Origin of the sequence: Lentzea sp., assembly GCF_035525475.1 — a bacterium.
In the GTDB taxonomy this organism is placed as follows: domain Bacteria; phylum Actinomycetota; class Actinomycetes; order Mycobacteriales; family Pseudonocardiaceae; genus Lentzea.
The window spans coordinates 1-24712 of sequence record NZ_DATLEC010000095.1 but is presented as its reverse complement, the minus strand read 5'-3'; the positions used below and the strand labels follow the sequence as shown (position 1 = coordinate 24712).

Genomic DNA, 24712 nt, shown 5'->3' with positions numbered 1-24712 from the left:
GTGATCCGGTGGGCGACCCAGGACCACATGCCCAGATCACCGCGGTAGAGCGTCCCACCCCCTCGGGTGGTGCCCGACCGCTCGGGTGCGCCTGCGCTGGTCATGCGCCGCGGCCTCCAACGTCAGTGGTGGTGGTCGGTGAACCATTTGTCCCGACCATGACCCGGAAATGCTAGTCCCGCACGTTGGACACGACCCAGCAGGCGCACCCGCTCTGTGATCGATGAGACACGCTGTCGATCCACCAAGCGGTCTTGATCGATTCGGAAATGCGGTCCAGGCCACATTTCACGCAAAAGAACGACGGCGGCTCTGTTCGACGCGGAGCCGCGCCCGGCGCGCGGAACTGGGCCGAATGGACGACGATCAGGGCGGGGAAGCGGCTGGAGAGGACGTTTCACCACGCGCCGAACACGAGTGATCACGACTGGTACGGCCAATGCGTCGAATGCGTAACCGATAGGGGTCTATGTAGGTGCTGGCCGCAACGGGGTTGGTTACTAAGAGGTACGGTGCGCCGTCTAGAACCCAACAACGTCGTTGGGAGAAGAACCTCAGGGAGGAGACGAGCCGTGCGTCGTCGTATGCGTGGTGTCGCGGTCACCGCGATCGCGTTGACCAGCGTGATGACTATGGCCGCCTGCGCGAAGGACTCGGGTGGCGGTAGCAACAACTCGAACACCGGCACTGGCGCCGCTTGCGAGTACGCCACGCCTCCCGCCGCGCCCGCCACGTCGAGCACCAGCGCCGCGAACGGCGACAAGGTGGACGCGAGCGCGCTGAAGGTCGGTCTGGCCTACGACATCGGTGGTCGTGGCGACGCGTCGTTCAACGACTCCGCCGCCGCCGGTCTCGACAAGGCGCTGAAGGACTTCGGGGTGAAGAAGGAGAACACCCGCGAGCTGTCCGCCGCGCCGAACGAGGACGAGTCCGCCAAGCAGACCCGTCTCCGCCAGCTGGCGCAGGAGGGCTTCAGCCCGATCATCGGTGTCGGCTTCGCCTACGCCGAGTCGATGAAGCTCGTCGCCGCGGAGTTCCCGAACGTCAAGTTCGGCCTGGTCGACGGGTCCGTCGAGGGCGCGACCAACGTCACCCCGCTGCTGTTCGCCGAGCAGGAGGGCTCCTTCCTCGCCGGCGTCATCGCCGCGTACCAGAGCAAGAAGTGCCACGTGGGCTTCGTCGGCGGTGTCGAGATCCCGCTGATCCAGAAGTTCGAGGCCGGCTACGCCCAGGGTGCGAAGGCCGCCGCGCCGAAGATCCAGGTCGAGTCGAAGTACATCACCCCGGCCGGTGACTTCACGGGCTTCCAGGACGCGCCGAAGGGCCAGGAGGCCGCGAAGGGCCAGATCGACAAGGGCGCCGACGTGATCTACCAGGCCGCGGGCGCGTCCGGCAAGGGCATCTTCTCCGCCGCCAAGCAGGGTGGCGTGCTGGCGATCGGCGTCGACTCCGACCAGTACAACCAGGCGACCGTCGCCGACACCAAGGACGTCATCGTGTCGTCGATGCTCAAGCGCGTCGACGTCGCGGTCTACGACTTCATCAAGGCCGTCGCCAAGAACGACCTCGCGTCGCTGCCGAAGGTCTTCGACCTGAAGGTGGACGGTGTCGGTTACGCCACGTCCGGTGGCAAGATCGACGCGAAGCTGCAGGGAATCCTCGAGGGCTACAAGGCCCAGATCATCGAGGGCAAGATCAAGGTCGCGGACAAGCCGTAGTCCGGAAGCCGCACGCACCCCGGGCCCTGTGAGGACATGCCCTCACAGGGCCCGGTGCGTGGTAGGAGGAGCAACTCGACGATGAGCAGTTCCACGTCCGTCCAGACGGACGGTCCCCCCGCGGTGGTGCTCACCGGCATCACCAAGCGATTCCCCGGTGTGGTCGCCAACAGCGACGTGCACCTGACCGTCCGCCGTGGCGAGGTGCACGCACTCTGCGGTGAGAACGGCGCGGGCAAGTCCACCCTGATGAAGATCCTCTACGGCATGCAGGCGCCGGACGAGGGCACCATCGAGGTGAACGGCGAGCAGGTCCGGTTCCGCACGCCGTCCGACGCCATCAAGGCCGGCATCGGCATGGTGCACCAGCACTTCATGCTCGCCGACAACCTCACCGTCCAGGAGAACGTCGTCCTGGGCGCCGAGGCCATGCACGGCATCGGCCAGAAGGCCCGCAGGCGCATCATCGAGCTCTCCGGCAGGACCGGGCTCAACGTCGACCCCGGCGTGCTCGTCGAGCAGCTCGGTGTCGCCGACCGGCAGCGCGTCGAGATCCTCAAGGTGCTCTACCGCGGCGCCAAGGTGATCATCCTCGACGAGCCCACCGCCGTGCTCGTGCCGCAGGAGGTCAACGAGCTCTTCGACACCGTGCGCGGCATGCAGGAGCAGGGCTACACGTTCCTCTTCATCTCGCACAAGCTCGACGAGGTCCGCGCGATCGCGGACTCCGTCACGGTGATCCGCCGCGGCACGACCGTGGGCAGCGCGGACCCGAAGACCGTGTCGTCGCGCCAGCTCGCCGAGATGATGGTCGGCAGCGAGCTCCCCAGCCCGGAGACCCGCGAGTCCACCGTCACCGACAGGGTGGTGCTGGACGTCAAGGGCCTCAGGCTGATGACGCCGGACGGCTCGCGGCCGATCCTCGACGACGTCGACCTGGTCGTCCGCTCCGGCGAGGTCGTCGGCATCGCGGGCGTCGAGGGCAACGGCCAGACCGAGCTCGTCGAGACGGTCATGGGCATGCGCAAGGCCGGCAGCGGCACGATCACGTTGCAGGACAAGGACCTCACGAAGCTGGGCACGCTCGCCCGGCGCGAGGCGGGCATCGGCTACGTGCCGGAGGACCGCCACCGCCACGGCCTGCTGCTCACGCAACCCCTCTGGTACAACCGGATCCTCGGCTACCAGACCCGCAAGCCGACGGCCAGGGGCATCTGGCTCGACACCGACGGCGCGAAGCAGGACACCGAGCGGATCGTCGCGGACTTCGACGTCCGCACGCCCGGCATCGACGTCCCCGCGGCGGCGCTCTCCGGCGGCAACCAGCAGAAGCTGGTCGTCGGCCGCGAGCTGTCCGGCGACCCCGTCCTGCTGATCGCGTCGCACCCCACCCGCGGTGTCGACGTCGGCGCGCAGGCGTTGATCTGGGACGAGATCAAGCGCGCCCGCGCCGCCGGCCTCGCCGTCCTGCTGATCTCCGCCGACCTGGACGAGCTGATCGGCCTCTCGGACACGATCAAGGTCATGCTGCGCGGCCGCCTGGTGGCCGACGCCGACCCGAACACCGTCACGCCCGAGGACCTCGGCAGCGCGATGACGGGTGCGGGCAGCACGAGCGCTTCCGTGCACGAGACCGGCACTGCGCACGGAACCGCGGTGGTCGAGGAAGGCGAGAACTGATGGGACACCTGCGCGGCAAACTCCTGCCGCCCGCGTTGGCGATCGTCTTCTCCTTGCTGCTGTGCGGAGTGGCGCTGGTCATCTCCGGCGCGAACCCGCTCAGCGCGTTCGGCGCGATGGTGACGCAGGTCGGCAAGGGCACGACGTTCGTCGACATCCTCAACTCGACGGGCATCTACTACATCGCGGCGCTCGCGGTGGCGATCGGGTTCCAGATGAACCTGTTCAACATCGGCGTCGAGGGCCAGTACCGCGTCGCGGCCGTGGTCGCCGCGGTCGTCGGCGGCTCGATCGCGCTGCCCACCGGCATCCACACGCTGGTGATCATCATCGTCGCCGCGCTCGCCGGTGCCGCCTGGGCCGCGATCCCCGCGATCCTCAAGGTGACGCGCGGCGTCAACGAGGTCATCTCGACGATCATGATGAACGGTCTGGCGATCGGCCTGTCCGCGTACCTGATCCGCCGCGACGTCTTCGGTGAGCTGCGGGGCAACAACATCCGCACCGCGGAGATCCCGCAGAGCGGCTGGATGCCCGGCATCTCGTTCGGTGGCGGCGGCACGATGTTCGGCTTCATCTTCGTGGCCATCGCCCTCGGCATCGGCTACTGGGTCATGATGAACAAGACCCGGTTCGGCTTCGAGCTGCGCGCGTCGGGCGAGTCGTCCACCGCCGCGTCCGCCGGTGGTGTCAACGCCAAGAAGATGGTGCTGGTCTCGATGCTGCTCTCCGGGGCCATCGCGGGCCTGATCTCGCTGCCGGAGCTGCTCGGCCGCGACCACACGTTCAGCCTGAACTTCACCGCGGGCATCGGCTTCTCGGGCATCGCGATCGCGCTGCTCGGCCGCAACCACCCCGGCGGCATCGCGTTCGGCGCGCTGCTGTGGGCGTTCCTCGACAAGTCGGGTCTCGCGCTCGACAACGTCGGTGTGCCCAGGGAGATCGTCACCATCATGCAGGGCTCGATCGTCCTGTCGGTCGTCGTCGCCTACGAGGTGGTGCGTCGCTTCGAGCTCGCCTCGGAACAGCGCCGCGTCGGCCGTGAGCTCGGAACTGTCGGAGGTGCCGCGTGATCTCGACGTTGGAGGAGAAGCCCCACGTCCCGGTGGCGCCTCGCAAGCGCAAGGTGCCGGGCTGGGCCGTCGGCGTGATCGGTGTCGCCGGCGCGATCCTGTTGCTGTCGACGACCTCGTACCTCACGGGGTTCCCGCAGCTCACCTCGTCCGGCACGACGCAGACGGCGGTGCGGCTCGCGCTGCCGATCCTGCTCGCCGGTCTCGGTGGTCTGTGGGCGGAACGCGCGGGCGTGGTCAACATCGGCCTCGAGGGCATGATGATCATGGGCACCTGGGGGGCGGCGTGGGCCGGCTACCAGTGGGGCCCGTGGGTGGCTCTCATCGCCGCCGTCGTCTTCGGTGCGCTGGGCGGTCTGCTGCACGCGATCGCCACGGTCACGTTCGGCGTCAACCACATCGTCTCCGGTGTGGCGATCAACCTGCTCGGCGCCGGCCTGACGAAGTACCTGTCGACGCTGGTGTTCCTGCCGCTCTCGCACAACCCGCGGCAGTCGCCGCCGGTCACGCCGTTCGACACGTACTCGGCGGCGGGGTTCGCGGACTGGCTCGGTGAGCTGGAGGCGGGGCAGCGCGTCATCATCTCCGACGTCGCCGGCATCCTGCGCGGTCTCGTCACCGGCGTCTCGCCGCTGACGATGCTGACGATCGTGCTCGTGCCGCTGTCGTACTACCTGCTCTGGCGCACCCGCTTCGGCCTGCGCCTGCGCTCGGTCGGCGAGAACCCGCACGCCGCGGACTCGCTGGGCGTGAAGGTGTACTTCCACAAGTACGTCGCCGTGATCGTCTCCGGTGGTCTCGCCGGCCTGGGTGGCGCCGCGCTGGTGCTCAACCCCGGTCAGCTGTCCTACCTGGAGGGGCAGACCGGCGGCCGCGGCTACATCGGCCTCGCGGCGATGATCTTCGGCAACTGGCGGCCCGGCGGCCTGCTCGGTGGCGCGGCGCTGTTCGGCTACGCCGACGGCCTGCAGTTGCGCTCGGGCGGCGAGACGGTGCTGGGCCTCGTCTACGGCGTGGTGATCCTGCTCGGCGTGATCGTGGTGTGGCAGCTGTTCCGTCAGAAGTGGTTCTCCGCCGCGGCGGCGATCGTCGTGGCCGTGCTGATGTACCTGCTGTACATCAGCCTCGACGAGATCCCCGGCGAGTTCGTGTCCTACACCCCGCACATGGTGACGCTGGCCGTGCTGGCCGTGGCGTCGCAACGGTTGCGGATGCCTGCCGCCGACGGTCTGGTGTACCGCCGTGGCTGAGGTCGACTGGGACCTGCTCAGGGCACGGGCGGTGGAGGCGGCGTCGTTCGCCCACTGCCCGTACTCCGGGCTTCAGGTCGGATCCGCGGCGTTGTGCGACGACGGCCGCATCGTGACCGGGTGCAACGTCGAGAACGCCTCCTACGGCGTCGGGCTCTGCGCGGAGTGCGCGATGGCCGGCCAGCTCCAGCTCACGGGCGGCGGCCGGTTCGTCGCGGTGGCGTGCCGGTCCGGTGCCGGTGAGCTGCTGATGCCGTGCGGCCGGTGCCGCCAGGTGCTCTACGAGCTGGGCGGACGGGACTGCCTGGTGGACACGCCTTCCGGTGTGCTGCCGATGTCGTCGGTGCTGCCGGACGCGTTCGGGCCGGAGGACCTGCCATGAGCTTCTCGGGCAGGAACTTCTCGGCTGTGGACGTCATCCGCGCCAAGCGCGACGGGCTGACGTTGTCCGACGAGCAGATCGACTGGGTGATCGACGCCTACACGCGCGGCGCGGTGGCGGACGAGCAGATGTCCGCGCTGGCCATGGCGATCTTCTTCAACGGGATGTCGCCGGTGGAGACCGCGCGCTGGACGCAGGCGATGATCTCGTCGGGCGAGCGGTTGTCGTTGCACGTCGACCGCCCGACCGTGGACAAGCACTCGACCGGTGGTGTCGGCGACAAGATCACGTTGCCGCTGGCACCCCTGGTCGCCGCCTGCGGTGCCGCCGTGCCGCAGCTGTCGGGTCGCGGGCTGGGCCACACCGGCGGGACGCTGGACAAGCTGGAGTCGATTCCCGGGTGGCGGGCCGCACTGTCCACTTCGGAGATTCTGGCGCAGCTCTCCGACGTCGGAGCCGTCGTGTGTGCTGCCACCGAAGGACTTGCTCCCGCCGACCGCAAGCTCTACGCGTTGCGCGACGTCACGGGCACGGTCGAGGCGATCCCGCTGATCGCGTCCTCGATCATGTCGAAGAAGATCGCGGAGGGCGCCGAGTCGCTGGTGCTCGACGTGAAGGTCGGGTCCGGCGCGTTCATGAAGGACCTGCCTTCGGCGCGCGCTCTCGCCGAGGCGCTGGTGGCCATCGGCGTCGAGCACGGCGTGCGGATCTCGGCTCTGCTGACCGACATGTCGGTGCCGTTGGGCCGTGCGGTCGGCAACGCGGTCGAGGTGGCCGAGTCCGTCGACGTGCTGCGCGGCGGTGGACCTTCCGACGTCGTCGAGCTGACCGTGGCGCTGGCGTCGGAAATGCTGTCGCTGGCCGGAATTTCGGCCGACCCGGCCGCCGTGCTGGCTTCCGGTGAGGCGTACGAGGTGTGGGCGCGGATGATCCGGGCCCAGGGCGGCGACCCGGAAGCCCCGCTTCCCGTCGGCACGCACCGGCACGTCGTCGAGGCGCCCACCTCCGGCGTCCTGTCCACTTTGGACGCGTACGGCGTCGGCGTCGCGGCGTGGCGGCTCGGTGCCGGCCGGGCGCGCAAGGAGGACCCGGTGCAGGCCGGTGCCGGTGTGCTCTGCCTGGCCAAGCCGGGTGACGTGGTGGAGGCCGGGCAGCCGTTGCTGGAGCTCCGCACCGACACCCCGGACGCGGTCGCCGGTGCCTTGCAGGCGCTGGAAGGCGCCTACTCGGTCACCGACACCGCGCCGGAGCGTTCCGCGCTGGTGATCGACACGGTTCGCGGTTAGCCGACGAGCGTTCCGGCGAGCGGTGCGCGGTCCTGCTTCCAGACCACGCACAGCACCTCCTGACGGCCGGGAGTGGTGGCGTCGCTCCACGCCTGCCACTCCTGCTCCGTCGGGATGAGCCCGGTGAAGCCCAGCGCGTCCTTGGACCGCGAGGCCGTGGCCTGGAACTGCTCGGTGCAGTACTTCTTCGTGAAGTCGGAGAGCCACTCGACACCGGGGTACGCCGTGTCCTTCGGCTTGTCCCACAACGGGGTCGCGGCGGCGAAGAGCTGGATGCCGTGCGGCTTGTCGCACGGCACGCTGGCCGGCACCGGCGACCCCTGGATGAGGAAGTCCTTCGCGCACTCCGTGCCGGTCAGGTTCCACGCGGGGATGTCGCCGCCGCGGCCGAACGTGGCGATCCGCCGCGAGAGCAACGGGGCGCCGACCGGCAGTGACGCCGCGTCGGTGCTCCACTCGGTGGAGTTCTGCGAGGTCGGGTTGCCGCTGGTCGGGGAGCCGCCTGCGGAGTCGTCCTTCGGTGTGAAGGCCACGTACCCGCCGAACGCGGCGCCCGCGAGCACCACGGCGCCCACCGCGATGGCGGCGACCTTGACGGCGGTGTTGCTCTTCTTCCCGGGAGGCGGCGGCATGGGGGAGACCTGCGCCGTGCCCTGGACGATCGCGACCAGCAGCGCCCGTGCCTGAGGCGCGGTCATGCGCCGGGCAGGGTCGACGGTCAGCAGCCCGTGGATCACCTGGGCCAGCGCGGGGGAGGCCCGCCGCAGCACCGGCGGCTCGTTCATGACGGCGTGCAACGTGGAAGCCGTGGACGTGCGCTCGAACGGGCTGATGCCCTCGACCGCGTGCGCCATCGTGACGCCGAGCGCCCACAGGTCCGACGCGGGCGAGGCCTCCCACCCGTGCAGCCGGTCCGGCGACATGTAGGCGGGCGAGCCGACGATGCCGCCGTTGTGGGTGAGCCGCGGGTCGTCCATGGCCTGCGCGATGCCGAAGTCGGTGAGCTTCACGGCGCCGTCCGGTCGCACCATGATGTTGCTGGGCTTGACGTCCCGGTGCACGATCCCGGCGGCGTGGGCCGTGTCCAGCGCCCCCAGCACCTGCAGGGCGACACCGGCCATCCACACGGAGTCGCGCGGCCCGTGGCGCTGCACGACGGTGGCCAGATCGGCCGCGTCGACCAGTTCCATGGCGAGGTAGGTGCGCCCGTCCTCGCGGATGACGTCGTGCACCGTCACCACGGCCGGGTGGTTCAGCCTGCCGGCGGTGCGCGCCTCCCGGAGCATGCGCTCCTCCAGCACCGTCCGCTCCTCGGCGCTGACGCCCTGCGGCGGGTGCAGCTCCTTGAGCGCCACGGCCCGGCCGAGCAGCTGGTCCTGGGCACGCCACACGACACCCATCGCACCGCGGCCGAGCTCGGCGAGCAGTGTGTAGCGGTTGGCGACGACTCGCTGCTGTTGCTGCACGGACTATCCCTTCTGGACGCCCCCAGATTCCGGCGAGCCTACCGACGGTCGTGTGAACGCTCTCTTCTCGGTCACGGCCGGAGCGCGCGCCGGGTTCACCGCGTGACCGGCGTCGCACGGCGGCCGGGGCGGCCCGCGGAACCGTTGTCCGAGGTGGGATGCCGTTGCTGGAACCGGCGGGCGCCGCACGCACGGGTCGCGGTGGCGCGTGCCGCCGGGTGGAGGGGCTTGTCTCATTTCGCCGGACCGGGTCGCTGCTCACACACGACGACGGCCCCGGAGCGGGTCAGCTCCGGGGCCGTTCAGGACCGTCGAACCAGGGCGATCAGGCGCCCTCGGCCGCCAGGTCGTCGTCGTCCACGTCCTTGCCGCCGCCTGCCGGCTTCGGGCCGCCGTTCTTGCGCGTGCGGCGCTGCGGGCGCGGCAGGGCGGTGGGCGGCGGGGGAGGCGTGGGCGAGCCGCCGCCGAGGATGAGCTCGGCGAAGGTGGCCATGGCCTCGTCCAGCTGCCCGCCGATGCGCAGTTCCGACTCCTGGTTCGACCTGCGGACCAGGGACTGCAGCGTGTCGGCGTCCGGGCGGGCGCCCACGGTCTCGGCGACCTTGGACAGGCTCGCGTCGACCGAACCGCCGAGCTCGGAGATGCGGGCGGCGAAGCCGTCCTCGACCTTGTCGAGGCGGTCGGTCATCGTGTCGAGCTTCGAGGTGACCTGCTCCAGGCGGCCGGCCAGGGCCTCCAGGCGGTCGGCGGAGTCGACCTGGTCGCGGGACTGCTCGATCGCCGCGTACAGGGCGGTGCGGGCCTCGTCCAGCTTGCCGTTGACCGTCTCGCGGGTGTCGGCGACGGCCGACGCCAGCTCGGTGCGGGTCTCCGCCAGCGACGACGCGAGCGAGTCGCGGGTCTCGGCCACGGTGCCCGCCAGCTCGCCGCGGGTCTCCGCCACGGCACCTGCCAGCGAGTCACGGGTCTCGGTCAGCGCGCCGGCCAGCTGGTTGTGGCGGTCGTGGACGGCCGACACGAGCTCGGCGCGGCTGTCGGCGACGGCGGCGGCCAGCTCGGCGCGGGCGGCGGCGAGGGCGTCGCGCTGCTCGTCGGCGCGGCCGTGGACGCCGGAGAACGAGTCGGCGAGGATCTTCTGCAGGGCCTCGCGGGTGCCGTCGAGGTGCTCGTGCACGCCCTCGTCCACCTCGTCGAGACGGCCGCGCAGCGCGGCTTCGAGCGCCTCGATGCGCTCGCGCAGGGGGTTGGTGACGGCGCCGGGGATCGAGTCGACCTTGCCGTCCTGCTTGTCCAGGTGGCCGTCGAGGTCGTCGATGCGCTTGTGGATGCCGGCGAGCTTGTCCTCCAGGCCGTCCATGCGGCCCGCGACACCCTCGAAGCGGCCGGCGACACCGTCGAGACGGCCGTCGAGCTGCGCGAACGGCTTGGCGAGCTTGTCCACCAGGGCGTCGACCGCGCGACCGATGTCGGCGACGGCGGTGTCCTGGGCCTCCAGCTTGGCGAGGGCCTCGTCCAGGCGCTCCGCGAGAACGCTGACCTCAGTGCGGTCCGGGAGCTCCGACAGGCGCTTGCGGACCGAACCCAGCGACTCCAGAGGCGACATCCGGGCGTGGATCTCGTCCAGCGCGTCGAAGATCTGCTGCTGCTCGCTCTCACGGATCTCGGCGGCGCGCGTGAGCATGTTGCGCATCCGATCGAAGGACATCGTGGAGTTGTTGTTCTCTGTCACGGCTGAGTGCCTTCGTCCAGGGGAGGGGGAGACCACGGGAGCCTATCCGCGTCAGGGGACGCCGCTGTACCACCCCCGAAGGAAATCGGCGGTGCGCGGACGGGTGACTGGGCCGATCAGGTCATCCCGCTGCTCCGAACGCCGAGCTACCGACAGGAAGCGCGCGGTAGCGGCCGGTGATGTTCCTACCTTGGGGTGACTCAAGCCCGATGGCGGTTGCAGAAAGTTGCCGATCACGGATCTGCAACGACGTCGAGTGGGTAAGTGATCATACCGCCGCCAAGATCGTTTCGGCTGCGCTGAAGCGGCGTGTCGCCTGGAGTAACGTGTAGCGATGTCCACGCCGCTTACCTTGGAGACCATCCGCAGCGCGCCGAAAGTGCTGCTGCACGACCACCTCGACGGTGGCCTCCGCCCGCAGACGGTGATCGAACTCGCCGACGCCTCCGGCTACCAGGGCCTGCCCACCACCGACGCGGGCGTCCTCGGCGGCTGGTTCCGCGACAACGCCAACTCCGGCTCGCTCGTGCGCTACCTCGAGGGCTTCGCCCACACGTGCGGTGTCATGCAGGACGAGGCCGCACTCGTCAGGGTGGCGGCCGAAGCCGTGGAGGACCTGGCCGCGGACGGTGTCGTGTACGCCGAGATCCGGTACGCGCCCGAGCTGAACACCGAGAAGGGCCTCACGCTGGAACAGGTCGTCGAGGCCGTCCAGGAGGGCTTCCGCGTCGGCGAGCAGCGCGTCGCCGCCACCGGCCGCAAGATCCGCATCGGCACCCTGCTGTGCGCCATGCGCCAGAACGAGGGCTGGCTGCGCATCGCCGAGCTCGCTGTCCGCTACCGCGACCACGGCGTCGCCGGGTTCGACATCGCGGGCCCCGAGGCCGGCTTCCCTCCCACCAGGGGCCTCGACACGTTCGAGTACCTGCGTCAGCAGAACGCGCACTTCACCATCCACGCCGGTGAGGCGTTCGGCCTGCCGTCGATCTGGGAGGCCCTGCAGCACTGCGGCGCCGAACGGCTCGGCCACGGCGTGCGGATCGTCGACGACATCAAGGTCTCCGCCGACGGCACGGCGCAGCTGGGCAGGCTGGCCGCGTACGTCCGCGACCGCCGCATCCCGCTGGAGATGTGCCCGACGTCGAACCTGCAGACCGGCGCCGCGCCCACCCTCGCCGACCACCCGATCGGCCTGCTCGCGAAGCTGCGGTTCCGCGTCACGGTCAACACCGACAACCGCCTGATGAGCGACTGCTCGCTCTCCAGCGAGTTCGCCGCGCTGGCCGGGACGTTCGGCTACGGCTGGTCCGACCTCCAGTGGTTCACGATCAACGCCATGAAGTCGGCGTTCCTCGGGTTCGACGAGCGGCTCGCGATCATCAACGAGCTCGTCAAGCCGGGGTACGCGGCGCTGACCGCGCGGGCCTGACCGGTTCTCGTTCCGGTCGCCGGCGACAGCTCGCCGACAGCTTCCGCTGGAATTGTCGATCGTGCTGTCGCCACGGCCTGAAAGAGAGTGAACGAATGCGTCCTGCACTGATCGCCGGTGGACTCGCCGTCCTCGCCTCGATGGCGCTCGCCGTTCCCGCGAGCGCCTCGGGTGAGCACATCACGCTCTACAGCGGTGCGAACCTGTCCGGCACCAAGTCCTCGGTCGACCTCGCGAACAGCGAGTGCGTGACCCTCGCGGAACCGGTGAGGTCGGGGATCAACATCTCGTCGGCGGACCTCGACGTCTTCTACAACGCGGACTGCGCGACGGGCCTGCCCGGTCAGCCCGGTGACGTCCACTACGCGCTCGGCAGCCTGCACCAGGGCACCTTCTCGTTCCCCGCGGTGAGCTACCGGGTCCGCTAGTCCCGGAAACGACGAAGGGCCGCTCACGCAGGTGAGCGGCCCTTCGTGCGGTGGAGATCAGTTGGTGTTGAGCCGGTCCTCGAACGCCGCCTGCAGCGTGCGGAACGCGGCCACCTCGGCGTCGTACGGGGCGGACGGCGCGAGGCGCGTCGGGTCCGGCGAGACCACGAACGACACGAGCCAGCCGAGCGACTCCGACGAGGCCAGCGCGTCCTTCACGGACTCGTCGCCCGCCCACTCCGCCGCGTCCTCGAACAGCTCGACGGCGAGGTCGAGCTGCTGCGGGTCGAGGGAGTCGGGGCCCTCCTCCATGTCCTCGGCGATGCCGGTCAGCACGTAGACGTTCTCGTCGTCCACGTCGACGTCGAGCTCACCCGCGGTGGCCTTGACCTTGACGTCGTTCCACGTCTCGACCTCGGCCAGGTCGTGCTCGTCGTTCTCGGCGATGAAGCGGCTGAGCCCGCGCGGCGAGCTGAAGGCCTCGATCTTGCCGCGGCGGCCCAGGAACACCGGGTCGTCGCCGAGGTAGCAGCGCAGCGTGTAGAACTCGCCGGCGGACGTGATGATCTTGATGGGGTCGATGCCCGCGTCGGCCCAGAAGCCGGTGGGCGCGGCCTTCTCCTCGGCGTCCTCGTCGTCGGCACCGGCCGCCTCGGCGGCAGCGGCGGTCTCGGCCTCCAGCGCGGCGAGCTCCTCCTGCGCGACGGCGAGCTCCTTCTCCGGCACCTCGGGGGTGTTCACGACGCTGTCGATCGCGTCGAGGACCTCGTCCCACTTCTCGGAGACGACCTCGGACATCGCGTCCCAGAGCTTGGCGCCGTCACGGCCGCTGAACGGCAGCGTGCCCTGCGGCAGCAGCGAGAAGCCCTCCGCCGCGTCGAGCACCTCGTGGACCTTGTCGAGCTCGCAGACGTCCGCGAGGGAGCGCACGATCGCGATGACGTCGGCGAGCTCGCCGATCGTCCAGGTGTCGGGGTCCTCCGCGATGAGCTCGGGCACGCCGACCAGGTCGAACTGGTGGTTGTCGTCGGGCGACAGGTCCGCGACGCCCAGCGACGGCACGATCGGCCACGCCGGGTGGTCGGTCAGGTCGTGCTCCTCGGCGGTGCGCACGAACGCGGCGAGGTGTGCGGCATCGGGGAAGACGAACAGGTCCTCCTCGTCGCCGAGGAACGCCTCCCACTCCTCGCCCTTCTCGCGCCAGCGGGGTGCCCACAGCGTGACGACGTCACCCTGCGTCAGCCCCAGCTCGATTGGGACGATGTCCTGCGCCATCCTGACCTCCCGGTCACGCCTGCCTGATGCCGTGGGCGAGCCTAACGGTGCTGATCACCGACGCCACAAGGGGTTGGAGAAGAAAGCGTCCTCGTCGGGGTCCTCGACCCGCGGAGCCCGCTGCCTGCGCTCCGGCGGTGCCTGCTCAGCAGGGGCTTTGGGAGGCACGACGGGGTTCCAGGTGGCGCGGAAGGGCGAGTCGCCGGCGATCGACTCGACGTCGATCGCCATCCCGTCCCCGAGGGCCAGCGCCATCTTGTTGAAGCTCGTCTGCACGGCCGCGTCCGTCGCGAGCCGCACGGTCTCGGTGACGACCTGCCCGACGGCCTGCGCACCCTGGGTGAGCAACACGGGGTGCAGGTGCAACGCCCTGATCTCACCCTTCGGCGACGCCGTGACCATGCACAGCCCGTTCGGGTGTTCGACGGTGGCGGTGAGGGCCTTGAGGTCGCGCTGGAGCCGCTCTGCGGCCTGTATGCGGTCTTCGTTCACAGCCGCCACTCCGGCTCGTCGTGGCTGACCTCTATGCCCATCGCGGTCAGTTCTCGCGGGTCGACCACGCGTTCCAGGGTCTGGTGCAGGCGGGAGTTCGCGTCGCGCCTCGCCTTCTCGGCGATGCGCATGATCTCGGCTGCCAGTCCTTGTGGGCCCATTCGCAGCGATGCCCGGCTCACCGTGATCTGCTGGGGCGGGCCTGCTGGGGTTGCGATGACCGTCACGGCGTTGTCCGGGGAGGACGCCCTTCCCGTGATCGGGCCGCTTCTTGCCGCGTGTTCCGAGACGGTCCGTTCTGTCTGACGCACTTTGCGTGCGGCGCGTTCTACGTCGTCGTCCACCTGATCACCCCCTGATGGGGACAGTGTGCCGGATTCTCCGGCGTCGGGTGGGGCGGACCGGGGCATCACCGGCCCTCAGCGGCGCAAAAGGGAAGACGGCTTGCTTCGCACGGGCTGTTCGCGGCGTCCCCAGGGAGCCGTTGCTCGCTAGGGTCTGTGCATGACCGATCCCCGCGATGTCGTGGTGGCGATGCTGCGCGCCACTGAAACCCTGGACGCCGCCGAGGTCGTGAGGCACATGGCGGATGACGTGTCGTGGCGGAACATGCCCTTTCCCGCCGCGCGTGGGAAGAAGACCGTGGCCCGGCACCTCGCGTTGATGAACAAGGCCGTCACCGGGGTCGAGGTTCGCATCCACCACATCGCGGCCGAGGGCGATGTGGTGCTCACCCAGCGGACTGACGTCATTCGGCGTGGTGGGTTCGAGGTGGCGTTCTGGGTGTGCGGCACGTTTGTCGTCAAGGGCGGGCGGGTGGTCCTGTGGCGGGATTACTACGACCACGCCTACGTTGCGGGGGCCTTCCTGAAGGGCCTGGGCAAGCTCGGGTTCCAGGCCCTCCGGAAGAAGATCGCTCAGCCCGTCGGGCGGTAGAAGCCGTAGAACGACATGCCGGAGTTCGACGTTCGGATCGGCTGCACCTGCACCGGGTCGCCTGCCTCGACCATCTGGCCGTTGCCGATGATCATGGCCACGTGGCCGTCCCACACGACCAGGTCGCCGGGCAGCACTTCGCCCGGTGGGACCGATGCGCCCATCGCCTGCGAGGACGCTGGGCGGGGGAGGTCGAAGCCCGCGCCCGCGTAAGCCCACTGCGTCAGGCCTGAGCAGTCCGTGCCCTGGGGTGGGTTCGCGCCGCCCCACACGTACGGGGTGCCCAGAGCCGACAGGGCGTTGCGCACGGCCATGGCCGCGGTCTCGTTCGGTGCCTCTGAGCTGCTGCCGTCGGGCAGGTTCACGCCCACGCCGTCGCCCGGTTGGGGTGGGATCGCCACCGGGAGGCGGGGGCCCGAGCCGCCGCCACCGCCTGAGCCGCCACCGGAGCCGCCTCCGCCACCGCCGCCCGAACCGCCGCCGCCACCACCGCCCGAGCCGGAACCCGAATTCGAACCGGGGCCCGGACCGGAGTCCTGCTTCGCGGGTGGGGCTTCGGTGGCACTCGCCGTCATGGTGCTGCCCTCGTCGCCGCCCAGCGGTTCGCCGAGCTTCTCCAGTGCGCCGGCGTCCGGTGTCCGCAGGCCGGTGAGCTGGCCGACCAGCTGCGTCAGCTGGTCGCGCACCTTCTGTAGTTCGGTCGACGTCTTGCTCTGGTAACCCGAGGCCATCCCGGCCAGTTCGGCCATCGCGTCCAGCACGACGCCGGCGCCGGCGAACTTCGACGCGGCCACCGCGGCTTCCAGCTTCGGCGTCGCCTTCGCCACGAACTCGTCGATCAGGCCCTGGATCGCGGTGCGGCCGCCCGTCACCGCGGACACGCCGGTCGACGCCACCGTCTTGATGGCGGAGGCGTTCGCGGACAACAGGTTCGCGGCCGACGCGAATGCCGAGACGCGGCCGGTGAACGCGTTGGCCTTGTCGCCCGACCACGTGTTCAGCACGGCGGTCGAGGCCGAGCCGTGGCGCGTGGCCAGGTCGGTCATCGCCGTCTGGGCGCGTCCGAACGCGTCGCCCGCGCGTGTGGCGCCGCCGGTGTCGCCGTCGAGCTTCGCGAGGTTTTCCTTCATCGGCGCCAGGAACTGGCTGAGCATTCCTTCTACGCTCATGTCCGCGCTGCCTTGTCGAGCGATGCCTTGTGGGCGTCCTCCTGGGCGATGTAGGCGTCGCGCGCCTTCCCCACCGCCGTGCCGAGCCCGGTGAGACCGGTGGCCGCGGCCTTCAGCGCGTCGAGCTGCGCCTGGGCTGCTGCCTGGAACGCCGCGTTGAGGCCGACCTCGTTGCCGATCTTGCCGAAGCAGTCGCCGGGAAGCGCGGTGGTGCCGTTCAACGTGCCGGTGCCGACCGTGCCGACCTCGCCCGCCAGACCGCTCACCGCCGACGCGTATCCGGTCAAGGCGTCGAGGTCGACCCTGAGACCTTGTTCCGCCATCTGAAAGCTCTTCCCCCAGTAGTGACGTGTTCGCCTTGATCCTGCCCCGATGGGCGGTACCTCGCCCGTCGTTCCGCCAAGATCATGGGTCCGTGGGTGTGATCGAGCACTGGAACCGGATCCTGGCATGGCTGGCGGAGCACGCTCCCGCCACCCGCGCCGTGCTGCGTCCGAGGTATGACGCGCTGCCGGAGCTCCGGGTTCCGATCGACCTGCAGCTGTGGTGGAGCGTCTACGGCGGCACCGACCACGGCCTGTACGCCGAGATACTGCCGCCCTTCTACACACCGCTGGGCGCGGACCGCGCGTTCGTGCTGAGGGACACCCACACGAGCAAGGCCGTCGACGCCTCCGAGGCGGGCACGCCGACGAGCTGGTACCACCCCGAGTGGCTGCCGATCGCGTTCGACGGCACGGGTGACGTCCTCGCGGTGGACCTGCGGCCCGGCGTGCTGCGCGGCTGCGTGGTCGAGTGGGACCGGGAGCGCAGCGAGATGGTCAAGCCGGAGTTCGCGTCGCTCACCGCGATGTTCGACGAGGTGGCGACCGCCCTGGAGAACCGCAGCGCGGTGGGGCACTGCTTCCCCGAGGTCAACTCCGCGGACGAGCTGCACTGGCGCACGAACTGATGGCGCTACCGCACCTCGGCGAGTGAACGTTGCGGCTGCGGCACGGCCGTCACGCGGGCGTAGGCCTTCACCGCGGCCAGCGCGCCCAGCCAGCCGAGCACCGCGCCGGTCGTGTTGGTGATCAGGTCGTCGACGTCGAAGATCCGGTTCGCCCACATCAGCTGCGAGCCCTCGATGAGCAGCGAGACGCCGTAGCCGATCACCGCGGCCTGTCCGGCGGTGCGACGGCCCCAGAACATCAGCATCGCGCCGAGCGGTACGAACAGCAGCACGTTCAACGTCATCTGGTCGAACGCAATTCGTCCGTCCTGGAACGTGTCGGCGATCCATCGGAACGGGACCAGCTGCACGGCCTGGCGCGGCGGCACGGTCTGAGTCGGCAGGAACGTCGCCGCGAACAGCATGCTCGCGTAAACGGTGACGGTCGCGCTTCGGAACGCCAGCCGGCGGAACATCAACTGCGGGAGCAGGAAAACGACCGACAGGAAAACGCCCCACTGGATGCTCGCGAGCTGTGCGTTCGTCATGCGTTCAAAGTAAGGAAATGGCCCTCGGCGCACATCGCGCTGAGGGCCAGTCCCGTTCTCGTACTTCCGGCCGAGCGCTATTCCGCCGCGTAATCCCGTGGGTTGATGCCGCGTAGTACCGGGCCGCACGCCAGGGCCGCCACCAGCGCGACCACGACTCCGACACCCACGGGAGTCACCACCCACGGGGTGATCGGCATTTCGCCGTGACCCACCACTCCGCGTGCCACGGTGAGCAGTCCGAGGCCCACGACAATGCCCGCGCCGCACGCCGCCAATGTGACGGCGAACACCGGGATCATCACTTCCCGGCGCAATGCGTGTGCCAACACGCGAATGGGTGTTCCCGCCGCTATCAGTGCGGCGAAAGTGCGCCTGCGGTCGATCACCGACCCCGCTGCCGCGACCGCCGCGCCGATCCCGCCGAGCACCGCCGCGATCGAGAGCCCGATGACGGTGGCGCGTTCCAGGTCGGCCACCAGGGTGTCGCTGTAGAGGTCGAGCTGCTCGCCGTCCACGAGCCGCACGCCGGGCAGGGTGCCGATCAGGGCGGTGTGCACGGTCTCGCGGTTCTCGGCCGTCGTCGGCACGCCGACCATCGACACCTCGCCGGCGACCGCGGGCAGCAGCTGCCTGTCGATGACGACGCTCACCCGGCCGCCACCGTCGAAGGGCCGTGTCTCGTACTGCGCGGGGAGCGCGGTCTCGTGGTCCATCGACTCGAACCTGGTGCTCGGCAGGGGACTCGACGAGTACACGGCCGGGCCGGGCCGGCAGGTCAGGCCGGTCATCACCTTCGCCACGTCCTGGCAGTCCCCGACGATGGCGTAGGTGCTGTGGCCCTCGTCCCCGACCCTGCCCTCGAGCATGGTGACGATCGGCGCGGAGGTCGCGAGCCGCAACGAGGTGAGGTCGTGCTTCACCTGTTCCGCCACGATCGCGTCCTCGCGCCACGTCGGGTCGCGGAACGGGACCTGGCTCTCCAGGCCCGGCAGCATGGTCAGCGCCATGGACCCGGTGAAGACCGCGATCACCACGCCCGCCGAGCCGCGGAACGCCGCCACGGGGTTGCCGGTGAGCCGTCGTCCCGCCAGCAGCGTCGACGGCCCGCGCCACCGGCCGACGAAGAACCTGCCGACCCACGACGTGACCACCGGGCCCGCCAGCACCAGCGCCAGCGCCACCGCCCCGAGCCCGAGCAGCACGACGGTGAACTGGTGGTCGCCGCGGACCTGTCCCGCCAGCGTGACCCCGAGGAAGAACACCACCAGCCCGCCCGCGATCGCCAGCAACCGCCACGGGCGCACGGTGCGCTTCTGCTCGGCCGCGAGCGGCTGGTCCACCACGCGCCGCAGGCCCATGATCGCGGCCCCGACGACCAGCACCGGCGCGAGCAGCGCCACCGCCGCCACGACCGCGGGCGAGGGCACGAAGTCACCGGGGAACCAGGTCCCGCCCTCCCACGGGATGGCGGAGGTGACGTGGCTGAACGGCCGGGCCAGCACCACGCCCAGGACGCTGCCCAGCACGGCGCCGATCGCGGTCTCCACGGCGGTCATCACGACGACCTGACGCGGGCTGGCACCCGCGAGCCGCAACGCGGCGAGGCGCCGTTCCCGTTTCGTCGCCGTCAGCCGGGCGGCCGACGCGACCAGCACCAGGCAGGGCACGACCAGCACCACGAGCCCGACGCGGGTGAGCAGGGTGAGCATGCTCTCGTAGTCGTTGTGGTACGCGCCGGTGCCGCCCCGCAGGTCGGGTGCGGGGTAGCCGTCGGGGACCTCCGCGTGGCCGATGATCGCGACGAGCTCTCCCGGGTACTTCAACGCCTCCGGCCCGAGCTCGGCGATCTGCCTGCCGGGGAAGCGGTTCCCGAGCTTCTCCGGCGCGGTGCTCCGCACGAGGTCCGCGAGAGCGGGGGACAGCAGCACCTCGCCCGGTTCCGGGAACCTGGCGATGCCGTCGGCCACCGGCACGTCGCCCGGCCGCGTGCGCGCCACGTCGAACCGCTGGATGAGCGTGCCGCCGTACGAGTCCAGGTTCGACGAGACGGAGATCGCGCCGTTCCCCTGCTGGCCGAACACCTCGCGCCACACCGTGCGGTCCGACCGCGCCTGCAGGCCGTTCGGCGCCGCGACGAGCCACAGCACCAGCGACACGGCGATCATCACGCCGAGGGCGACCAGCACGGTGGCGATCTGGCTGCGGCGGTCCCTGCGCAGCACCGCGAGAGCGATCCTCACACCGACACCCCTGCCGCGATGCGCCCGTCCCGGATCTCGACGACGCGCAGCGCCCGGTCCGCGATCGCCTTGTCGTGCGTGACGATCACGACGGCCGCGCCGGTCTCCCGCGCGGCGTGCAGCAGGACGGTCATCATCTCCTGGCCGGTGCGCGTGTCGAGGGCGCCGGTCGGTTCGTCGGCGAAGATCACGCGCGGCCGGTGCGCGAGGGCCCTCGCGATCGCGACCCGTTGCGCCTGCCCGCCGGACAGCTCACCGGGCCGCCGTCTCTCCAGACCCTGCAAGCCCAGGCGCGCGAGCCACAACCGCGCCGCGCCGAGCGACTCCTCGCGCGAACCGCCGGCGAGCAGCATCGGCAGCGCCGCGTTCTCCTCGGCCGTCAGCTCGGCCACGAGCATGCCCGACTGGAACACGAACCCGAACGCCGTGCGCCGCAACGCGCTGCGGCCCGTCTCGTTCAGCTCGCCGATCGCGTGCCCGTCGAGGAACACCTCGCCGCCGTCGGCGCGCAGGATGCCGGACAGCACGTGCAGCAGGGTCGTCTTGCCGGATCCGGACGGACCCACGACCGCCAGCACGTCCCCGGCGGAGATGTCGATGTCCACCCCGGCGAGGGCGTGCACGTCGCCGTAGGTCTTGACCAGGCCACGAGCGGCCAGAACCGAATTCATGCTGCCCAAGGTGCCCTGGAAGCGCGGCGAAAACCTCAGCCTTGACGACACACCGGATCAGCCGGATGACCGAGGCCGGAGAGGCGCGGGGGGTCCTACCGTTGTCCCCCGTGGACAGTCATCGGGGCCAATGGCCGATCGCCGGTGTGCTCGCGCTCCTCATGCTGGGCGAGCTCATCCTCATGAACGGGCCGCGCAGCGCCGAGGCGCTCGTGTGGCTGCTCAGCGTGCCCTTGTGCATCGCCGCGGTCGCCTCGTTCCGGTCGCGCGCCTTCACCATCCCGGTGGCCGTGGCGTCGGTTCTCGCGTCGTCGTTCGTCATCCGGCTCTTCGACGTCAGCACGCAGACGATCCTGAGCCCGTTGACCATCGCGGAGACCGCCGCGTGCCTCGTCCTCACGGCCGTCGTGGTGCGCGAGGAACCGCGCCGTGCCGCGATGTGGTCGGTCGGCTCGCTGATGGCGGTGAGCCTGTTCGCCGCCATCGTCCGGGACAACTGGTTCCTGAGCCACAACTACAGCGAGATGTTCGGTGCGCTGGTCCTGGGCTTCGCGGCCGTGGGTACCGGCCTCTACTTCCGCGCTCGTGACAGCGAGAGCGGCCGCCTGCTCGCCGCCGCCGTCACCGACGCGCAGAAGGAGGAACGCATCGCGCTGGCCCGCGAGCTGCACGACGTCGTCGCCCACCACGTGACGGGCATGCTCGTGCAGGCCCAGGCCGCGCTGGAGGTCTCCGACGACGACCCGAGGGCCGCCCACCGGCTGTTGCCGGGCATCGTCCGTTCGGGCACGGAGGCGTTGGGTGCGATGCGCCGTCTCGTCGGCACCCTGCGCCAGGGTGAGAACAACGACGTCGCCACGACCGACCTGGCCGCCGACGTCATCTCGGCGGTCGAACGCACGCGCGAGCTCGGCATCGAGACCCGGCTGCGCATCGACCTGCCCGACGACGTCCCGCCGGAGCTGGGCCGCTCGGTGTTGCGCCTGGTCCAGGAGGCGCTGACCAACGTGCACAAACACGCGCAGGGTCCCACCACGATCGACGTGGAGATCTCGCGGACCGCGCGGAACGCGTTGCGGGTGGTCGTCGCCGACGACGGCCGGCCGGGCGAGCTGAACCAGGGCGGCTACGGTCTTGTGGGAATGCGTGAGCGGGTGGACCTGCTCGGTGGCCTGTTCTCCGCGGGTCCGCGCGAGAACGGCTGGCAGGTGCTCGCCGAGCTACCCCTGGAGGGGAAGAAGTGATCTCGGTCCTCATCGCCGACGACCAGGAGATGGTCCGCGTCGGCTTCCGGATGATCCTCGAGAAGCAGCCGGACATCACCGTCGTGGCGGACGTGCCGGACGGCGTCTCGGCCGTCTCCGCGGCTCGTGAGCTCAAGCCGGACGTGGCCCTGCTGGACATCCGCATGCCCGGCCTGGACGGTCTGGAGGTCACCAAGAAGCTGTCCGGCTCCACCAAGGTCGTCGTGGTGACCACGTTCGACCTCGACGAGTACGTCCACACGGCGCTGGAGAACGGCGCGTCCGGGTTCCTGACGAAGGACGCCGGTCCGGCGCTGCTCGTCGAGGCCGTGCGGGCGGCGGCGCAGGGCAACGCGCTGATCTCGCCGCAGGTGACCGTGCGGATGCTGGAGCACTTCTCGCGACCGGCGCGGCGGCCCGACCTCGGGCTGTTGACGGCACGCGAGCAGGACGTCGTGCGGGAGGTGGCGCGCGGGCTCACCAACCAGGAGATCGCGTCGGCGCTGTTCCTGTCGCTGTCGACGGTGAAGACGCACATCGCGTCCGTGCAGACGAAGCTCAACGTGCGCAACCGCGTCGGGATCGCTTCTTGGGCGTGGCGTGCGGGTCTGGTGAACTCGTGACCACGCTGTCGGCCTGAGGGCGACCCTCGGGGAGGAACCGGCGGCGCAGGGCAAGGCCTGCGCCGCCGATCGGGTCCTACACGCCCATCGGGTGCCAGACCGTCTTCGTCTCCAGGTAGGCGCGGATCCGCGACAGGTCGGGCGTGACCGCGAAGTCCTCGGTCGTCTTGTTGCGCAGCACGCGCTTCACCGTTCCGGACGCGCTTCGCTCCAGATCGGCGCGGATCGACTCCGGCGCACCGGTGAGGTCGAGCGCGTTCACGTCGGCGTGCGACGCGAGCCACGGCGCGATCTCCGCGGTGCGGCCGGTGATGATGTTGACGACACCGCCGGGCACGTCGCTCGTGGCGAGCACCTCGGACAGCGTGATCGCCGGGAGCGGCCGGTCCTGCGAGGTGATGACGACGGCCGTGTTGCCCGAAGCGATCACCGGCGCGATCACGGACACCAGACCCAGCAACGACGACTGCTGCGGCGCCAGCACGGCCACCACACCGGTCGGTTCCGGCGTGGAGAACGAGAAGTACGGCCCGGCGACGGGGTTCGACGACCCCAGCACGGCCGCGATCTTGTCCGTCCAGCCCGCGTACCAGACCCAGCGGTCGATCGCGGTGTCCACGAGGGACTGCGCCTTCTTGGGCGGCACGCCCTCGGAGGCCGCGACCTCGCTGGTGAACTGCTCGCGGCGGCCCTCCAGCACCTCGGCCACGCGGTAGAGCACCTGGCCGCGGTTGTAGGCCGTGGCACCCGCCCAGCCGCCGAAGGCCTTGCGGGCGGCGGTGACCGCGTCGCGGGCGTCCTTGCGGGAGCCCTGCGCGGCGTTGGCGAGGAAGGTGCCCTTCGAGTCGGTCACCGGGTAGCTGCGGCCCGACTCGGACCGCGGGAACTTGCCGCCGATGTAGAGCTTGTAGGTCTTCGCGACCGTGACGCGATCAGACATCGAGGTAGGCCTCCAGACCGGTGCGGCCGCCCTCACGGCCGAAGCCCGACTCCTGGTACCCGCCGAACGGCGCGGTCGGGTCGAAGCGGTTGAACGTGTTGGACCACACCACGCCGGCGCGCATCCGTTGCGCCATCCAGAGAATGCGCGAGCCCTTCTCCGTCCAGATGCCCGCGGACAGGCCGTACGGCGTGTTGTTCGCCTTGGCCACGGCCTCCTCCGGCGTGCGGAACGTCAGCACCGACAGCACCGGGCCGAAGATCTCCTCGCGGGCGATGCGCATCGCTTGCGAGACGTTGGAGAACACCGTCGGGGCGAAGTAGAAACCCTTGTCCGGCAACGGGCACGACGACGTCCACCGCTGGGCGCCCTCTGCCTCGCCCGACTCGGTCAGCTCCTTGATCTTGGCGAGCTGCTCGCGCGAGTTGATCGCGCCGACGTCGGTGTTCTTGTCGAGCGGGTCGCCGACGCGCAACGTGCTGACGCGGGCGTGCAGCTTCTCCAGCAGCTCGTCGGCGATGGACTCCTGCACCAGCAGGCGCGATCCGGCGCAGCAGACGTGACCCTGGTTGAAGAAGATGCCGTTGACGATGCCCTCGACGGCCTGGTCGAGCGGGGCGTCGTCGAACACGATGTTCGCGGCCTTGCCGCCCAGCTCCAGCGTGAGCTTCTTGTTCGTGCCCGCCAGCTGACCCTGGATGACCTTGCCGACGTCGGTGGAGCCGGTGAAGGCGACCTTGTCGACGTCCTGGTGCCCGACGAGCGCCGCCCCGACGTCACCGGCGCCGGGGATGATGTTGACGACACCCGGCGGCAGGTCGCACTGCTGGATGATCTCGGCCAGCACCAGCGCGGTCAGCGGCGTGGTCTCCGCCGGCTTGAGCACGACGGTGTTGCCGCACGCCAGCGCCGGCGCGATCTTCCACGCGGCCATCAGCAGCGGGAAGTTCCACGGGATCACCTGTCCCGCGACGCCGAGCGGTTTCGGGTCTGGCCCGTAGCCCGCGTAGCCGAGCTTGTCCGCCCAGCCCGCGTGGTAGAAGAAGTGCGAGGCGGCTGTCGGGACGTCGACGTCGCGCGACTCCTTGATGGGCTTGCCGTTGTCGAGCGACTCCAGCACCGCGAGCTCGCGCCCGCGTTCCTGGATCTGCCGCGCGATCCGGTAGATGTACTTGGCGCGCTCACTGCCCGGCATCTTC

Annotated in this window: 24 protein-coding genes and 1 pseudogene; 12 read left to right on the top strand and 13 right to left on the bottom strand. The window is 70.2% G+C overall.

Going from position 1 to position 24712, the window contains the following annotated elements; genetic code table 11:
• Positions 1–104, bottom strand: a pseudogene (locus VM306_RS17120) (succinate dehydrogenase, cytochrome b556 subunit); the annotation flags it as partial.
• A gap of 480 nt (positions 105–584) precedes the next feature.
• On the opposite strand from VM306_RS17120, the gene VM306_RS17115 reads away from it, so the two are divergent.
• The 6 genes from VM306_RS17115 to VM306_RS17090 all read left to right on the top strand — a co-directional run bounded on the left by VM306_RS17115 (position 585) and on the right by VM306_RS17090 (position 7389).
• A complete protein-coding gene (locus VM306_RS17115; protein ID WP_325515989.1) occupies positions 585–1718 on the top strand; it encodes a BMP family ABC transporter substrate-binding protein in 1134 nt (377 codons plus the stop codon).
• A gap of 81 nt (positions 1719–1799) precedes the next feature.
• Positions 1800–3398 carry an ABC transporter ATP-binding protein gene (locus VM306_RS17110; protein WP_325515988.1) on the top strand — a complete coding sequence of 533 codons (1599 nt, stop codon included), beginning with the start codon at positions 1800–1802 and terminating at the stop codon, positions 3396–3398.
• Positions 3398–4471: an ABC transporter permease gene (locus VM306_RS17105; protein ID WP_325515987.1), complete on the top strand. Its 1074-nt coding sequence runs from the start codon at positions 3398–3400 to the stop codon at positions 4469–4471. Before VM306_RS17110 ends, VM306_RS17105 begins: the two co-directional genes overlap by 1 nt.
• Entirely contained in the window at positions 4471–5721 is a 1251-nt protein-coding gene (locus tag VM306_RS17100; protein WP_414672399.1) for an ABC transporter permease, read from the top strand. The genes VM306_RS17105 and VM306_RS17100 overlap by 1 nt, the downstream gene beginning before the upstream one ends.
• Positions 5714–6103, top strand: a complete 390-nt coding sequence (locus VM306_RS17095; protein ID WP_030478475.1) for a cytidine deaminase — start codon at positions 5714–5716, stop codon at positions 6101–6103. The genes VM306_RS17100 and VM306_RS17095 overlap by 8 nt, the downstream gene beginning before the upstream one ends.
• Positions 6100–7389 carry a thymidine phosphorylase gene (locus VM306_RS17090; RefSeq protein WP_325515985.1) on the top strand — a complete coding sequence of 430 codons (1290 nt, stop codon included), beginning with the start codon at positions 6100–6102 and terminating at the stop codon, positions 7387–7389. Before VM306_RS17095 ends, VM306_RS17090 begins: the two co-directional genes overlap by 4 nt.
• Here the strand turns inward: VM306_RS17090 and VM306_RS17085 are convergent.
• Positions 7386–8855, bottom strand: coding sequence for a serine/threonine-protein kinase (locus VM306_RS17085; RefSeq protein WP_325515984.1), 1470 nt, complete (start codon positions 8853–8855; stop codon positions 7386–7388). The genes VM306_RS17090 and VM306_RS17085 overlap by 4 nt on opposite strands.
• Positions 8856–9180: 325 nt before the next feature.
• Complete coding sequence (locus VM306_RS17080) at positions 9181–10584, bottom strand: hypothetical protein (RefSeq protein WP_414672398.1); 1404 nt, start codon at positions 10582–10584, stop codon at positions 9181–9183.
• Positions 10585–10918: 334 nt separating this feature from the next.
• Between VM306_RS17080 and VM306_RS17075 the strand changes: the two genes are divergently transcribed.
• Both VM306_RS17075 and VM306_RS17070 read left to right on the top strand, forming a co-directional pair.
• Positions 10919–12013: an adenosine deaminase gene (locus VM306_RS17075; RefSeq protein WP_325515982.1), complete on the top strand. Its 1095-nt coding sequence runs from the start codon at positions 10919–10921 to the stop codon at positions 12011–12013.
• Between the two features lie 95 nt (positions 12014–12108).
• Positions 12109–12441, top strand: coding sequence for a hypothetical protein (locus VM306_RS17070; protein ID WP_325515981.1), 333 nt, complete (start codon positions 12109–12111; stop codon positions 12439–12441).
• 57 nt (positions 12442–12498) lie between these two features.
• Here VM306_RS17070 and VM306_RS17065 read toward each other — a convergent pair whose 3' ends face one another.
• Genes VM306_RS17065 through VM306_RS17055 form a run of 3 tightly spaced genes read right to left on the bottom strand, consistent with a single transcriptional unit; the run spans position 12499 to position 14435 of the window.
• Positions 12499–13716: a primosomal protein gene (locus VM306_RS17065; protein WP_325515980.1), complete on the bottom strand. Its 1218-nt coding sequence runs from the start codon at positions 13714–13716 to the stop codon at positions 12499–12501.
• A 54-nt stretch (positions 13717–13770) separates the two neighbouring features.
• Positions 13771–14208, bottom strand: a complete 438-nt coding sequence (locus VM306_RS17060; RefSeq protein ID WP_325515979.1) for a YbaB/EbfC family nucleoid-associated protein — start codon at positions 14206–14208, stop codon at positions 13771–13773.
• Positions 14205–14435: a hypothetical protein gene (locus VM306_RS17055; protein ID WP_325515978.1), complete on the bottom strand. Its 231-nt coding sequence runs from the start codon at positions 14433–14435 to the stop codon at positions 14205–14207. The genes VM306_RS17060 and VM306_RS17055 overlap by 4 nt, the downstream gene beginning before the upstream one ends.
• A gap of 277 nt (positions 14436–14712) precedes the next feature.
• On the opposite strand from VM306_RS17055, the gene VM306_RS17050 reads away from it, so the two are divergent.
• Positions 14713–15144 (top strand): limonene-1,2-epoxide hydrolase family protein, encoded by a 432-nt coding sequence (locus VM306_RS17050; RefSeq protein ID WP_325515977.1) that lies wholly within the window; start codon positions 14713–14715, stop codon positions 15142–15144.
• Here VM306_RS17050 and VM306_RS17045 read toward each other — a convergent pair.
• Entirely contained in the window at positions 15126–16313 is a 1188-nt protein-coding gene (locus tag VM306_RS17045; RefSeq protein ID WP_325515976.1) for a C40 family peptidase, read from the bottom strand. The genes VM306_RS17050 and VM306_RS17045 overlap by 19 nt on opposite strands.
• A complete protein-coding gene (locus tag VM306_RS17040; RefSeq protein ID WP_325515975.1) occupies positions 16310–16636 on the bottom strand; it encodes a type VII secretion target in 327 nt (108 codons plus the stop codon). The genes VM306_RS17045 and VM306_RS17040 overlap by 4 nt, the downstream gene beginning before the upstream one ends.
• 92 nt (positions 16637–16728) lie before the next feature.
• Between VM306_RS17040 and VM306_RS17035 the strand changes: the two genes are divergently transcribed.
• On the top strand, positions 16729–17265 hold the full coding sequence (locus tag VM306_RS17035; protein WP_325515974.1) for an SMI1/KNR4 family protein: 537 nt from the start codon (positions 16729–16731) through the stop codon (positions 17263–17265).
• A 5-nt stretch (positions 17266–17270) separates the two neighbouring features.
• Here the strand turns inward: VM306_RS17035 and VM306_RS17030 are convergent, their stop codons facing one another.
• The 3 genes from VM306_RS17030 to VM306_RS17020 all read right to left on the bottom strand — a co-directional run bounded on the left by VM306_RS17030 (position 17271) and on the right by VM306_RS17020 (position 20706).
• Positions 17271–17792 (bottom strand): VanZ family protein, encoded by a 522-nt coding sequence (locus VM306_RS17030; RefSeq protein WP_325515973.1) that lies wholly within the window; start codon positions 17790–17792, stop codon positions 17271–17273.
• Positions 17793–17869: 77 nt separating this feature from the next.
• Entirely contained in the window at positions 17870–20035 is a 2166-nt protein-coding gene (locus VM306_RS17025; protein ID WP_325515972.1) for an FtsX-like permease family protein, read from the bottom strand.
• Complete coding sequence (locus VM306_RS17020; protein ID WP_325515971.1) at positions 20032–20706, bottom strand: ABC transporter ATP-binding protein; 675 nt, start codon at positions 20704–20706, stop codon at positions 20032–20034. The genes VM306_RS17025 and VM306_RS17020 overlap by 4 nt, the downstream gene beginning before the upstream one ends.
• Before the next feature lie 110 nt (positions 20707–20816).
• Here VM306_RS17020 and VM306_RS17015 point away from each other — a divergent pair, with 110 nt between their 5' ends.
• Together VM306_RS17015 and VM306_RS17010 are read left to right on the top strand one after the other, a co-directional pair.
• Positions 20817–21950, top strand: a complete 1134-nt coding sequence (locus VM306_RS17015) for a sensor histidine kinase (RefSeq protein WP_325515970.1) — start codon at positions 20817–20819, stop codon at positions 21948–21950.
• Entirely contained in the window at positions 21947–22573 is a 627-nt protein-coding gene (locus VM306_RS17010) for a response regulator transcription factor (protein ID WP_325515969.1), read from the top strand. The genes VM306_RS17015 and VM306_RS17010 overlap by 4 nt, the downstream gene beginning before the upstream one ends.
• Before the next feature lie 76 nt (positions 22574–22649).
• Here the strand turns inward: VM306_RS17010 and VM306_RS17005 are convergent, their stop codons facing one another.
• Both VM306_RS17005 and VM306_RS17000 read right to left on the bottom strand, forming a co-directional pair.
• Positions 22650–23513, bottom strand: coding sequence for an aldehyde dehydrogenase family protein (locus VM306_RS17005; protein ID WP_325515968.1), 864 nt, complete (start codon positions 23511–23513; stop codon positions 22650–22652).
• Positions 23506–24712 (bottom strand): aldehyde dehydrogenase family protein (locus VM306_RS17000; RefSeq protein WP_325515967.1); only part of this gene is annotated, 1207 nt, incomplete at its 5' end. The genes VM306_RS17000 and VM306_RS17005, both read right to left, overlap by 8 nt.